Source organism: Arthrobacter sp. 05N33_2, from assembly GCF_056397425.1.
Genome location: NZ_JBFTNJ010000012.1, coordinates 37210 through 50290, shown reverse-complemented (window position 1 = coordinate 50290; position 13081 = coordinate 37210). Strand labels below are relative to the sequence as shown.

The window sequence follows — 13081 nt, the reverse complement described above, 5'->3', positions numbered from 1 at the left end:
GACGCTCCACAGCAGAATACCGGCCAGTAGCCCTCGGGGAAGGCTCTGGCCGGTATTTCCTACAACAATTTTTGTAATTAGGTGGGAAGAGCTCTGGTGTCCTGGCCGGTTAGGCGTCCGTGGCGGACTGCCCGCCCTGTCCGGTGTCAGCCACGATCTTGAACATCGCGCCCGTGGGGTCGGTCAGTGTGGCGAGCCTGCCGAACGGGGTGTTGTCCGGCCCGTCGATGACCTTGGCGCCGAGGGACACTGCCGTCTCGATGGAGGCGTCGGCGTCTTCCACGGCGAAGTAAACCTGCCAGTTGGACGGGACCTCGGCGGGAAGGTAGGCAGACGCGTCCATGATCCCGGCCTTGGCCGCCGGGCCCGCGCCCAGGGTGGTGTAGCGGAACTCCGGGGTGTCGCTCATGACGTCGGTGTCCCAGCCGAACACGTCCTGGTAGAACTTGACGGCGGCGGCGTAGTCCTTGGCGTGGAGCTCGTGCCACGCCGGGGCGCCGGGCTCGGCCGCCAGTTCATAGCCCTTCATCTCAGCCGGCTGCCACACGCCGACCGACGCGCCCGTGGCGTCGGCGATCATCGCCATGCTGCCCTGTTCGGGGACGTCCATGGGCGGCATGTAGACCTGGCCGCCGTGTTCCGTTGCCGCCTTGACGGTGGCGGCGGCGTCCTCCGAGCGCAGGTACGTGGACCACATGTCCGGCCACGCGGCCTGATCCTCCTGCTTCTGCATCAGGCCGGCGACGGACTTGCCGTCCTTCCAGGCGGTGATGTAGCCGCCGTATTTTGCTTCGTCGCCGGTCTGGTACGTCCAACCGAACAGCGCACCGTAGAACGACTTGGCCTTCTCGGCATCGGATGTCATGAGGTCGATCCAACATGGTGCGCCGTTGGAGTGCTCGGGTGTGGGCATGGAGGCTCCTGCTCTCTGTGGCGGCCGTTGACGTGCGGCCGCCGGACTCTGGTTTGTGTGGAGATCGGGTGGTGGAGACACAGAGAGACTATGACGGGGCACGGACAGTTTCAATGCATAGCCAGTCAGAGCCGGCGCGGGAATGCCGAGCGTCGGCCGTACAGGGTGAGCAGCAGGGCGGTGATGCCGAGGGCGATCATGACGACCGGGAGCACCAGCCCGTCGAATGGGGTCAGGAGAAGCGCGCCGAGAATGCCCGCGCCGAAGATAGCCAGGTTGAAGGCGACCGGGAGGAATGCATTGGCGACGTCGGCGTTGTCGCCTCCGGCGGTGGTGAGTGGTCCCTGGACCTGGGCTGATGCGCCGCCGAAGGTGAGGCCCCAGAGCGCGGCGGCGATCAGGATGGCCATTGCCGATGCATGTCCGATCAGCAGAATGAGTCCGGAAGCGACGAACACGGTGACGCTGAGGTGAAGGAGGGGCCTCGGGTGGCGGTCCAGCAGCGCACCGGTGACGGCGACCCCGACGACGGACGCGATGCCGTAGACCAGCAGGACCAGGCTGGCGGAGAGGCCGGTGCCGGTGGCCCGGAGGTAGGGGGCGATGTAGGTGTAGATGGTGCTGTGGGCGAGCATCCAGGCGACGGTGACGGCCAGGATGACGGCGACGCCGGGGATCTTGAACACCCGGCCCAGGGGGAGCCGTGACGCCCGCGGTTGGCCGGCGGCGTCGGGGACGCATCCCAGGACCAGCGCAGCCACGATGCCCCCGAGGACGGACAGGGCACCGAAGGACCAGCGCCAATCGAAAGCTGTTCCGATCCAGGCGCCGAGTGGGGTGCCGAACGCGAATCCGAGGGGCGCCCCGGTGGACACGATGGCCAAGGACAACCCTGCGTGCCGGGGCGGGCTGATGCGGCGCCCGTAAGCGGCGAGCATTCCCCAGATGATTCCCGAGAACGCGCCCGCAAAGAATCGTGACACGAGTGACAACGTCACATCAGCTGAGACTGCGGTGACCGTGGTGGCAAGCACGAGACCGGCGATACCGCCGAGCAGCAGCGGCTTTCGTCGCATGCCACGCGTCAGCATGATCGCGGGGATGGTGACGATGACCGTTCCGAGGGCGTATGCGCTGACCAGCAGACCCACCGTACCTTCGCCGGTGTGGAGGCCGGCGGCAATGACAGGAAGCAGGCCGGCAGGCATGGTCTCGGTGGCGACGAGGATAAATCCCATGGCGGCCAGGACCACGAGTGCGGTCAGGGGCAGTCTTTGCTGTGCGTTGTCTTCTTGTTCTCTGTTTTCTTGTGCGCTGCCCTCTGGTGTGGCGTCGACCAAGGCACTGGCTTCCTGTGCCGGTGTTCGGGTGGGGGCGGTCGTCATGCGGGTCCTTTCGTGGGTGGCGGTAATGCCTCAGCGTTGGGGTTGGTCAAGCGTGGCTGCGTAGCCACCGGAAGCGGCGCCTCGCCCGACGTCGTCGACCGTTCCGCAGGCCGCGAAGCACAGCTCAACCCTCTGGCCAGTCAAGCCCGATTTCCGCGGGCGGGGGAGTCCCCGGTGAGACGTGTACCGGGAGGGAACCCCTTGTTTGGCCGCCGCGATTTACCCTTGATGCATGGATAACCGGGGTGAAGTGCGTGAGTTCCTGATGTCGCGCCGTGCACGACTGACGCCGGAACAAGCGGGCCTTGCGGCAGGCTCGAACCGACGGGTGGCCGGATTGAGGCGCAGCGAAGTTGCGGTCCTCGCCGACGTCAGCGTGGAGTATTACGCCAAGCTGGAGCGCGGTTCGATCGCCGGTGCGTCCTCGTCCGTGCTCGAATCCATCTCCCGTGCCCTCCGGCTTGACGACACCGAGCGTGCCCATTTGTTCGATCTGGCCCGCGCCGCAGACGGCATCCCGACCTCGGGACGGTCGCGCAAGCGCGCGACCGTCCAGGCCGGGGCGCGTCTGAGCCTGCAGTGGGCGCTGGAAGCGATCACCGAGGGCGTCGCATTCGTTCGCGACCCGTACCAGAACCTGCTCGCGACGAACGCGTTGGGCCGGGCGTTCTACTCTCCGGTGATCGGGGACGGCGGCCGCACCCCGAACTTGGCGCGGTTCCAGTTCCTCGACCCCGCCTCGCGCGACTTCTACCCAGACTGGGACTTGTTCGGCGAAATGTGCGTCGGCATCATGCGCGCTGAAGCCGGCCGCGACCCCCACGACCGCACCATGCAGGACCTGGTCGGCGAACTGTCGACCCGCAGTGAGACGTTTCGGACACTGTGGGGCGCCCATAATGTGCGGACTCACGGGTCCGGCACGAAACGCTTTCACCACCCCGTGGCCGGCGAACTCACGCTGGCCTACGAGGAACTGGCGATCACCGCGGAACCGGGCCTGGTCCTCTTGGTCTACACCGCCGAGCCGGGCTCGCCCTCAGCGGAACGGCTGCACCTCCTCGCCAGCTGGAGTGCAAGCGACGACGCCACGATCGAACGGCGCCGGGCAACCAGCTGAAGGAGGGAAAGTTCCGTGCCGCCAGAGAGCGTGTTACCCGGCGCCGGAGTTGCCTTAGACGTAGTTCAGGCTGATGAGCAGCGCCTTGAGCTGGGCGTATTGGTCTGTTGCCATCCAGGCCGTAGCGGCGGCCCGGGTCGGGAACGCGGGGTCGTTGAAAAGAACACTCGTGGTGAGCCCGCCGTTCCCCGTGGCGAGGAGCCCGCAGCTGGAGGTGACGCCTTTGCCCTGCTCCAGGTATCGAGGGTCGCGGAGACCCATTCCGTAAAAATCGCGGGTCGAAGAGGATTCCACGGCGAACCCAAAAACGGGTTTAGTGCCGTCCGGTGCGGTCATTCCCGGAGCCTGCACCTTATCGAACACTTCGCGGGAGGTGGGCGCAGCTGCGCAACCAGTGGTAAAGCCATTTTGTAGTGAGAGCAGATCGTTGCCGGCGCCATCGGAAACGATCGCTTCAACGCCGGGGACGGTTCGGGCAGGCGGGAGGACCGTGCGCACGGTCCAGGTCGACGGATACGTGAAGGAAATGTGGCCATCCGGGAAAGTGAACGTCTTCCGCGCAGGTGCTGCAGGCTTCGCTGACGGGGCAGGCGCCGCCACCGGGGGTGCCGCGCTGGCGGTCGGCGCCACCGGTGCTGGAGTGGCGGTTGGTGTGGCCGTCACGGTCGGCGCGGCCCCAGCCGTGGACCCGGTGGTCGAGCGCGGAGCGGCAGCGGCAGGATCAGTTCCTGGCCGTGATGCACATCCGGCAAGGACGAGGCTGAGAGCAATGCCCGCCATTGTGACATGCGCGTAAAACCCGGTGCGGTTGAGACCCACTTATTGTTCCCCCAATATTTGCGACGGCGGGGTGATTATCCCGCTCGAGACCTCAGTATCAGGTATGCGGCCGGAAGTTATTGTCAGGTCTGAAAGACGGTGCTGAACCGTTACCTTGGGCTGCCAGTTGGCCGCCAACACGGCCAACACTGACAGCTGATGATTCTTGGGCCGGTCAGGAGTTTCACTCCGGGGCGGAGACGAGTAAGGCCGGCCGGAACGATCTTTCGATCGCCCCGGGCCGGCCTCTGAACCGCGCAAGATCTGCGCTCCCGCGGAAGGTAAGAGATTCGAACTCTTGGTACGGGGTCACCGCACACTGGTTTTCAAGACCAGCTCCATCGGCCGCTCGGACAACCTTCCCTAACGAGTAGTCTTTCATAGGCAGTCGGCTGCAACAAAAACCAAAAACACGGTGCGCTTGCGGACGCGTGCAGCTCCCCGCCATATTCTGGGGAGTGATGTTGATCGGACCTGGCGATCGCGGCGAACGTGCGCGGAGCCAGTTAGGAATCGGGAGTGCTCCATGAAGGCTGTCTATATATCAGAGCCCGGCGGACCCGAGGTCCTGGAAGTCCGTGAGGTTCAGGCTCCGGTGGCCGGCCCCGGGGAGGTGCTGATCGACGTCGTGGCCGCGGGCCTTAACCGTGCCGATGTCCAGCAGCGCAAGGGCTTCTACCCGCCGCCCCCGGGCGCCTCCGAGGTCCCCGGGCTGGAGGTCTCCGGCCGGATCGCAGGGTTCGGTCCGGGCGTGACCAAGGCGTTTTCCGTGGGGGACAAGGTGGTGGCGCTGCTCGCCGGCGGCGGCTACGCCCAGCAGGTGGCCGTGCCCGCGGGGCAGGTCCTGAGGATCCCCGACGGCGTGGATCTGGTCACGGCGGCGTCGCTGCCCGAGGTCGCGGCGACGGTCTATTCCAACCTGATCATGACGGCGCAGCTGCAGCCGGGTGAAACTGTCCTCATCCACGGAGCCACAGGCGGTATCGGCACCATGGCCATCCAGCTGGCCAAGGCCGTTGGCGCCCGAGTGGCCACGACGGCCGGGAACGCGGAAAAAGTCGGCACCGCCAAAGCCTTCCTCGGGGCGGACATCGCCATCAACTACGCGGAGGAAGACTTCCCGGCGAGCCTGCGCGCGCAAAACGGCGGAAAGGGCGCGGACGTCATCCTCGACGTCGTCGGGGCCAAATACCTCGAGCAGAACATCGATGCGCTCGCCGACTACGGACGCCTCGTGGTGATCGGGCTGCAGGGCGGCGCGAAGGCGGAACTGGACCTTGGCCAGCTGCTGCAGAAACGGGCCGCCATCATCGCCACCGCACTGCGTCCCCGCCCGGTCGAGGAAAAGACCGTGATCATGAACGCCGTCCGCGACGCCGTGTGGCCGATGCTGACCGACGGCAGGATCCGGCCCCTCGTGGCCAAGAGCTTCCCGCTGGACCAGGTCGCCGCCGCACACACCTACTTCGACTCCGGCGACCACGTGGGCAAGGTCCTGCTGGTCATGTAGCGGGGTGCCGGATCCGGCCTGAAACCGCAGGTCCGGGCCGACTTATTCCGTGCGGGGCATGCGCTGTTTTGCGGCAAGGACACCAAAGGCGATAGCGTGGTTCCATACGCGGTATACACGCGTCTTGGGGCGCGTGTATGCTGTGTGATTTCGTGACTTAGCGATTCCGGGGGGCGCCATGTCTATCCGTCACAGTCTCCTCGCCCTCTTGCAGGACCGCCCGCGCTACGGGTACCAGCTCAGGACCGAATTCGAGGACCGCACCGGGTCCTCCTGGCCGCTGAACATCGGACAGGTCTACACCACCCTGGACCGGCTGGAACGCGACGGGCTGGTCCGCAAAGACGGCGGCGACGGCGACGGGCACGTCATCTACAGCATCACCACGGCCGGCCGGACCGAAGTCGGCTCCTGGTTCACGGCCCCGGTATCCCGCGCGAATCCGCCCCGGAATGAACTGGCCATCAAGCTCGCCCTCGGCCTCACAATTCCCGGGACAGACGTCGGCGCCATCATCCAGGCCCAGCGGACGGTCTCCATCCGCGCGCTGCAGGACTACACCAAGTCCCGCCGCGACACGGCCGCGCTTCAGCGCCCGGCCGACACCGCCAGGCTCCTGGTGCTGGATTCCCTCATCTTCCAGACCGAAGCCGAGGTGCGCTGGCTGGACCTCTGCGAGGCCCGCCTCGTGCAGCTCAGCAACCTCCGGGCGTAGCCGGGCCGACCGCTCGTCGCGCAATCCACACCGCCGGGCGCAGGGACCCGACCGGGACCCGCCCGCATTGGTAGGGTGCCGGAGGGCAGTTCTGTACCGGTGGACTGCCCAGCTGGGTTTCTCAAGGAGGAGACATGGGCACAATGCCAGAAGGCACACAACGCGAAAGCACAAACAACCTCACGCAGGGCAGCGCGCGTGGCACCGCGCAACTCGACGACGGGGTCGTCCCGGACCCGTCCCTCCCGCCGACCTCGGTGGATGAGTCGGTCCGCGACGCCGCGGACCGCGCCTGGACGCCCGCCAAGATCGCGCTGTGGGCGGCCATTGCGCTGCTGGGCGGGATCGCCTGGTTCATGCTCGCCATCATCCGCGGCGAGACCGTCAATGCCATCTGGTTTGTGTTCGCCTCCGTCTGCACCTACCTGATCGGCTACCGCTTCTACTCCAAGGTCATTGAGCGTTACCTGACCAAGCCCAACGACCGCCGTGCCACCCCGGCCGAATACAAGGCCGACGGCAAGGACTACGTCCGGACGGACCGCAACGTCCTCTTCGGCCACCACTTCGCCGCCATCGCCGGCGCCGGCCCCCTGGTGGGCCCGGTCATCGCGGCCCAGATGGGCTACCTGCCCGGCACGATCTGGATCATCATCGGCGTCGTCCTTGCCGGCGCCGTCCAGGACTACCTCGTCCTGTTCTTCTCCATGCGCCGCGGGGGCCGGTCCCTGGGCCAGATGGCCCGCGAGGAACTCGGCGTCATCGGCGGCACGGCCGCCCTCGTCGCAACCCTGCTCATCATGGTGATCATCGTGGCCATCCTCGCCCTGGTGGTTGTCAACGCCCTCGGCGAGAGCCCCTGGGGCGTCTTCTCGGTGGGCATGACCATCCCGATCGCCCTCTTCATGGGCGTGTACCTGCGCTTCATCCGGCCGGGCAAGGTCATGGAGGTGTCCGTGATCGGTTTCGTGCTGCTCATGGCCGCCATCATCGGCGGCGGCGCCGTGGCGGGCACCGAATGGGGTGCCGCGTTCTTCCACCTGGACAAGGTCACCATCGCCTGGGGCCTCATCATCTACGGCTTCATCGCAGCCATCCTGCCCGTCTGGCTCCTCCTGGCCCCCCGCGACTACCTCTCCACGTTCATGAAGATCGGCGTGATTGTGATGCTGGCGCTGGCCATCATCGTGGTCCGCCCCGAAATCACCGTGCCGGCCTTCAGCGAGTTCGCCGGCCGGGACAACGGCCCGGTGTTCTCCGGCGCCCTGTTCCCGTTCCTGTTCGTCACGATCGCCTGCGGCGCGCTGTCCGGGTTCCACGCGCTGATCGCCTCCGGCACCACACCGAAGCTGATCGAGAAGGAGCGCCAGACGCGCCTGATCGGCTACGGCGGCATGCTCATGGAATCCTTCGTGGCCATCATGGCCCTCGTGGCCGCAATCTCCATTGACCGCGGCATCTACTTCGCCATGAACGCCCCCGCGGCGCTGACCGGCGGGACCGTCGAGACCGCGGCCGCGTGGGTCAACAGCCTGGGCCTGTCCGGCGTCAACATCACGGCCGGTGATCTCGCGCAGACGGCCAAGGACGTGGGGGAGCAAAGCATCGTGTCGCGTTCGGGCGGCGCGCCCACCCTCGCCGTCGGCCTTGCCCACATCATGCAGCAGTTCATCGGCGGCACGGCAATGATGGCCTTCTGGTACCACTTCGCCATCATGTTTGAGGCCCTCTTCATCCTCACGGCCGTCGACGCCGGCACCCGCGTTGCCCGGTTCATGCTCCAGGACTCGATCGGCAACTTCGTCCCGAAGTTCAAGGAACACTCCTGGCGCCCGGGTGCCTGGCTCTGCACGGCCATCATGGTGGCCGCGTGGGGCGCGGTCCTGATCATGGGCGTCACCGACCCGCTGGGCGGCATCAACACCCTGTTCCCGCTGTTCGGCATCGCCAACCAGCTGCTCGCGGCCATCGCCCTCTCGGTCTGCCTGGCCATTGCCGCCAAGCGCACCGCCCCGAAGTACCTGTGGATCGTGGCGGCGCCGCTGGCGTTCGCCGCCGTCGTGACCATCACGGCGAGCTTCTACAAGATCTTCTCGCCCGTTCCGGCGGTGGGCTACTTCGCCAACAACGCAGCCTTCGCCAAGGCTCTGGCGGACGGCAAGACGTCCTTCGGGACCGCCAAGACCCAGGCCGCCATGGAGGCCGTGGTCCGCAACACCATGATCCAGGGATGGCTGTCGATCATCTTCGTGGTGCTGAGCATCATCGTCATCGTCACGGCGGTGATGGCGACCATCAAGGCCCTGCGGAACACGGCCGCGGGGCTCCCCAACGCCGAGAACGAAGACCCCGCCCTGGCCTCCCGTGTCTTCGCCCCGGCAGGGTTTGTTCCCACGGCGGCGGAGCGTGACCTCGTGGCCGAATGGAACCAGCTCCCGGCCGGAGAACGGCTCGAAAAGTCCGGGCACCACTGATGCGGGGCCGGGTGTGAACGCGGTCCTCGCGGGGTTCCGCGGGTTTGCCGGGTACCTCGGCGGTGTGCTGGGCGCCGATGCCTACAAGAAGTACCTGGAGCACCATGAGGCCTCCGGGCACACCAGCAGTCCCCTCACCGAGCGGGAGTTCTGGCGTGACCGGACCGACCGGCAGGACACCAACCCGCAGGGGCGGTGTTGTTGAGGCGGTGCTGCTGAGCCGGTGTTGTTGAGTTGGTGCTGCTGAGCGGCTGATGCTGGGCAGCTGGCCCGGCCGGGCCGGGGGAGGGCGGCGTGGGGCACAGCGGTGTCCGACGCCGCCCCTCCGCTCCCGGCGGACGCCGGGTCCGGGCCGCCCGGCGCGTGAGAGTATGAAGCCATGAGCGATCAGCACGACACTCAGCCCAGCGCCCAAACTGCCGACGACGTGCCCGTCGAAGGCACACCCGTGGATGACGCCCTGCCCGGGACGCCCCTGGCGCCACCGGCTGCAGTGCCGCCCGGCCGCGCCGGTGGATCCGGTGCCGGGCCCAGGCCGCCCCGGGGCAGCGAACTTCAGGACCTCGTGGACCAGCCCGCGAAGGTCATGCGGATCGGCACGATGGTCAAGCAGTTGCTGGACGAGGTGAAGTCCGCGCCCCTGGACGACGCGGCCCGCGTCCGGCTGGCCGAAATCCACGACCGGTCCATCAAAGAACTCGAGGACGGCCTGGCCCCGGAGCTCGTTGAGGAGCTCGAACGGATCAACCTCCCCTTTCCGGAGAACGCCACCCCCTCCGACGCGGAACTGAGGATAGCCCAGGCCCAGCTGGTCGGCTGGCTTGAGGGGCTCTTCCACGGCATCCAGACGGCCATCGCGGCGCAGCACGCCGCCAGGGAGCACACCTACGCCCAAATGCAGCTGCGCCAGCTGCCGCCCGGAACCGTGATCGCGCCGGGCGTCATCATCGGGGAAAACGGCGAACCGGTCCGCGCCGCCGCGCCGCGTCACGGCGCGGAGTCCCCCGAGCCGCCCGAACCCGCGGACCCTGACCATGGCCCGGGCCAGTACCTTTAGCGCGACCTTGGGCTTCTTCAGCGCAGCACGGCAAGGCCGCAGGGACGACGCAGAACTTGGCAAGGGGCTCTGGCGGCGCGCCCACGACCGGTTCAACCGCGGACTTGACCGCTACCACCAGGTCCTTGAGGGGGTCGAAGACGAGGCCCTGTACGGCGAGCTCGTCGAGATCGCCAATCAGCTTTCCGCGCTCGCGCCCCGGGTCCGGCACGTCTGCGTGGAGGCCCAGCGGCGCTTTCCCAGCAATGGATTGGACATCCCGGGGCCGCTGGCGGGGGTTCACCGCGCTCTGTCGACGGCCGGCAACTCCCTGGCCATGACGGCTGAGGCGGCCGCGATGCTCCGGCTCGCAGTGGGGCCGGTCCCGGCGGGTGCCGCGTCGGTGCGGCGGCGCGCCGATTCCGTGCTGGAACAGGTCCGCGACGCCGAGCGCCGGCTTGCGGAAGCCGACGGCGGCGGGCCGACGCCAGCCTGAGCCCCTTCGCGAATTAGTCTCTTGCACAGGCCCGTCCCGGCATGGCTGGAGTTCCCGAAATTTCCCGATATTTCCCGAAATTCCCGGGTATTCCCGGTTACGCGCCTAGCTTAGCGGCGCCCTGTCGCTGGCCGGAGGGCGCCGAAATTGGCAGGATACTTATATGACTTTTTCACCGGAACTGACTTTCAATGACGGCAACACCATCCCCCAGCTTGGCTACGGCGTGTGGCAGGTTGAAGATGACGTGGCCGAAAAGGTGGTTGTCCAGGCGTTCGAGGCCGGCTTCCGCCACATCGACACGGCAAAGATCTACGGCAACGAAGCAGGCGTAGGCCGCGCCATCGAGCGTTCCGGCCTCAAGCCCGAGGAAATTTTCATCACCACCAAGCTGTGGAACGCGGACCAGGGCTACGAGTCCACCCTGAAGGCGTTCGAGGAATCCATGGAGCGGCTCGGCCTCGAGACCCTGGACCTGTACCTGATCCACTGGATGCAGCCCAAGCAGGACAAATACGTTGACACCTGGAAGGCCCTCATCGAGCTCCAGAAGCAGGGCCGGGTCAAGACCATTGGCGTTTCCAACTTCACCAAGGAGGGCCTGCAGCGCCTGATCGATGAGACCGGCGTGGTTCCGGCCATCAACCAGGTCGAACTGCACCCGTTCTTCAGCCAGGCCGACCTGCGCGAATTCAACGCGTCCAAGGGCATCCTCACCCAGGCATGGTCGCCGCTGGGCCAGGGCGGCGAGCTCCTCGAGAGCCCCGTCATTGCCCAGATCGCCGCCAAGCACGGCGCCACCCCGGCCCAGGTTGTCATCGCCTGGCACCTGGCCATCGGCAACGTGGTCATCCCGAAGTCGGTGACCGAGTCCCGGATCCGCGAGAACTACGCGGCCCTGGACGTCAGCCTCGACGAGACCGACATCCAGGCCATCAACGGGCTGGACCGTTCCGCCGAAGATGCCGGCCGGATCGGACCGGATCCGGCCGTCTCCGACTTCGCCTAAGCACCTCCCATGACGCCGGCAGCCAGCCGGCGATCACACAGGGCCTTCACCCCGCACGGGGTGGAGGCCCTTCGGACGTCCGGGACCTTCCCGCCGTTCGGCCCCTTCCCTCCGTCCGGGTCCGTGACCGGCCAATCCCACACGCTCGGAGAAAGACGGCCCGGACACAGGCGCCGGTCCCGAAAGCCCCCGGAGTCAGGCGGCGGCCCGGCGCTCTTTCGCCGGAATTGCATCGACCACGGCCCAGCCGTCTTCGCCCGCAACGCRGCGGCTGGCGAAGCGGTCTGCGGCGGCAGCGTCATCGAAGCTCTCGGTGCGGATCCGGCCGCAGTCGGTGTCCAGGTAGGTGACCGCGAAATACAGTGCGCCGTCCTGTGTGCGGTTGAAATCCGCCTCAAAATCTGACTCGATATCATGGCGGAAACTCTGCTGGAAATTCTGGTTGTTCTCCATGATTCCAGTGTGCGACTGACCTCCGACACTAAGACTTCACTCCTCCGGCGTGTTGCCGAGCCGCAGCACCCGTTCCCGCGCCAGGACTTCCTTGCGTCGCTGGCGGTCGGCGGCCCGTGCCGTCTGCTGCGCCAAAGCCGCCGCCAGCTCGTGATTCTTCCGGGCCGTTTTGAGCCCAGCTTCTGCCGCGTCCAGACGCCGCCTGAGCTCGCGCACCTCGTCGGCCAGCAGGGTGGTTTCCGCCGTCACCTCCGCCAGCTCCGCGGCCGCGCGGCCTGCCTCCTCGTCGGCTTCCGCGGCGGCCACTTCGGCTGACTCCAGGGCGGCCCGCGCCCGTTCCACCGCCGACGGCGTGGGCGTCATCCGTGCCGTGCCGACGGCCCGGAGGCGGGGTTGTTCCGTTGTCGGCTTTCCGCCGGCAGTTGTGCCACGCTGTGCGGTCCGGTCCGCCGGTTCTGTCCCGCCGGCGCCGGGCGCTGGTTCTGTCCCGCGGACGCTGGCCGTTCCAGGCGCGGCTCCAGTGCCGGGCACCGTCGCCGCATGGCTCCCCGGGACAGCCACTGCGCCGGCGAGATCGACGACGTCGACCCCGTCCGCCGAGAGCGCCCGGAGCAGGCAGCCGCTTTGCACGGCGGCGGCGGCCCCCGGATCGGCGGTGGCGGCCCGCAGGGTCTGCTCCACTTCCGTTGCGACGGCGGCGCTGATGGCCCGTCCGTGCCGGGCCGCCAAGGCCTGTGCCGCCTTCACCGTGCTGCCGAGGAGCTGGCGCCGCTGCTGGGCGAGGCGACGGAGGTCCGCTGCATCCAGGGCATCCTGTGCGGCCTGCATCGACGTCCCCAGCGCAGCCAGCTCCCGCAGGATTTCGGGGCGGTGCGCCGCCAGCATGTTCACCGCCCACGCCGCCACGGACGGCTTGGGCAGGGCACGGACTGCGGCCGCCAGGGCACGCTGCTCGGCGGCGGTGACGCCCGCGGAACTGACGTCTTTGGCCGCCGCCGTTCTAGCAGCCACGAAATCCCCGTAGGGCAATGCATAGAGCGGTCCGGCAATGCCCGCTAGTTCCCGCGATCCCATGCAAGAATCATAGGAGTCTGGCCCCGCCGCGAGTTCGCTGCCCCATCATCAGAGCCGGTGCCGTCACGTTCTGGAGG

Annotated in this window: 13 protein-coding genes and 1 tRNA gene; 8 read left to right on the top strand and 6 right to left on the bottom strand. The window is 67.4% G+C overall.

Annotation, left to right across the window (positions count from 1 at the left end; all coding sequences use genetic code 11):
• Window positions 1–109: 109 nt before the first annotated feature.
• On the bottom strand, window positions 110–913 hold the full coding sequence (locus AC1DHX_RS08615; protein WP_230009777.1) for a VOC family protein: 804 nt from the start codon (window positions 911–913) through the stop codon (window positions 110–112).
• A gap of 125 nt (window positions 914–1038) precedes the next feature.
• A complete protein-coding gene (locus AC1DHX_RS08610; protein ID WP_476860405.1) occupies window positions 1039–2298 on the bottom strand; it encodes an MFS transporter in 1260 nt (419 codons plus the stop codon).
• A 232-nt stretch (window positions 2299–2530) separates the two neighbouring features.
• Between AC1DHX_RS08610 and AC1DHX_RS08605 the strand changes: the two genes are divergently transcribed.
• The gene (locus AC1DHX_RS08605; protein WP_476860404.1) at window positions 2531–3418 is read left to right on the top strand and encodes a helix-turn-helix transcriptional regulator; all 888 of its coding nucleotides are present in this window, start codon (window positions 2531–2533) and stop codon (window positions 3416–3418) included.
• 54 nt (window positions 3419–3472) lie between these two features.
• Here AC1DHX_RS08605 and AC1DHX_RS08600 read toward each other — a convergent pair whose 3' ends face one another.
• Window positions 3473–3754: a YciI family protein gene (locus tag AC1DHX_RS08600; protein WP_476860403.1), complete on the bottom strand. Its 282-nt coding sequence runs from the start codon at window positions 3752–3754 to the stop codon at window positions 3473–3475.
• A 758-nt stretch (window positions 3755–4512) separates the two neighbouring features.
• Window positions 4513–4600: transfer RNA gene (locus tag AC1DHX_RS08595), tRNA-Ser, on the bottom strand.
• Window positions 4601–4763: 163 nt separating this feature from the next.
• On the opposite strand from AC1DHX_RS08595, the gene AC1DHX_RS08590 reads away from it, so the two are divergent.
• The 7 genes from AC1DHX_RS08590 to AC1DHX_RS08560 all read left to right on the top strand — a co-directional run bounded on the left by AC1DHX_RS08590 (window position 4764) and on the right by AC1DHX_RS08560 (window position 11477).
• A complete protein-coding gene (locus AC1DHX_RS08590; protein WP_476860402.1) occupies window positions 4764–5747 on the top strand; it encodes an NAD(P)H-quinone oxidoreductase in 984 nt (327 codons plus the stop codon).
• A gap of 178 nt (window positions 5748–5925) precedes the next feature.
• Entirely contained in the window at window positions 5926–6462 is a 537-nt protein-coding gene (locus AC1DHX_RS08585; RefSeq protein ID WP_223914389.1) for a PadR family transcriptional regulator, read from the top strand.
• Between the two features lie 134 nt (window positions 6463–6596).
• Complete coding sequence (locus AC1DHX_RS08580; protein WP_476860401.1) at window positions 6597–8936, top strand: carbon starvation CstA family protein; 2340 nt, start codon at window positions 6597–6599, stop codon at window positions 8934–8936.
• A gap of 13 nt (window positions 8937–8949) precedes the next feature.
• Complete coding sequence (locus AC1DHX_RS08575) at window positions 8950–9141, top strand: YbdD/YjiX family protein (protein ID WP_476860400.1); 192 nt, start codon at window positions 8950–8952, stop codon at window positions 9139–9141.
• Window positions 9142–9315: 174 nt separating this feature from the next.
• Window positions 9316–9993 (top strand): bacterial proteasome activator family protein, encoded by a 678-nt coding sequence (locus AC1DHX_RS08570; protein WP_476850601.1) that lies wholly within the window; start codon window positions 9316–9318, stop codon window positions 9991–9993.
• A 7-nt stretch (window positions 9994–10000) separates the two neighbouring features.
• The gene (locus tag AC1DHX_RS08565; RefSeq protein WP_476860417.1) at window positions 10001–10468 is read left to right on the top strand and encodes a hypothetical protein; all 468 of its coding nucleotides are present in this window, start codon (window positions 10001–10003) and stop codon (window positions 10466–10468) included.
• A 163-nt stretch (window positions 10469–10631) separates the two neighbouring features.
• The gene (locus tag AC1DHX_RS08560; RefSeq protein ID WP_028276361.1) at window positions 10632–11477 is read left to right on the top strand and encodes an aldo/keto reductase; all 846 of its coding nucleotides are present in this window, start codon (window positions 10632–10634) and stop codon (window positions 11475–11477) included.
• Window positions 11478–11672: 195 nt separating this feature from the next.
• On the opposite strand, the gene AC1DHX_RS08555 is transcribed toward AC1DHX_RS08560, so the two are convergent.
• Together AC1DHX_RS08555 and AC1DHX_RS08550 are read right to left on the bottom strand one after the other, a co-directional pair.
• Window positions 11673–11930 (bottom strand): hypothetical protein, encoded by a 258-nt coding sequence (locus AC1DHX_RS08555; protein ID WP_476899949.1) that lies wholly within the window; start codon window positions 11928–11930, stop codon window positions 11673–11675.
• Window positions 11931–11966: 36 nt separating this feature from the next.
• On the bottom strand, window positions 11967–13004 hold the full coding sequence (locus AC1DHX_RS08550; RefSeq protein ID WP_476860398.1) for a hypothetical protein: 1038 nt from the start codon (window positions 13002–13004) through the stop codon (window positions 11967–11969).
• Window positions 13005–13081: the final 77 nt, after the last annotated feature.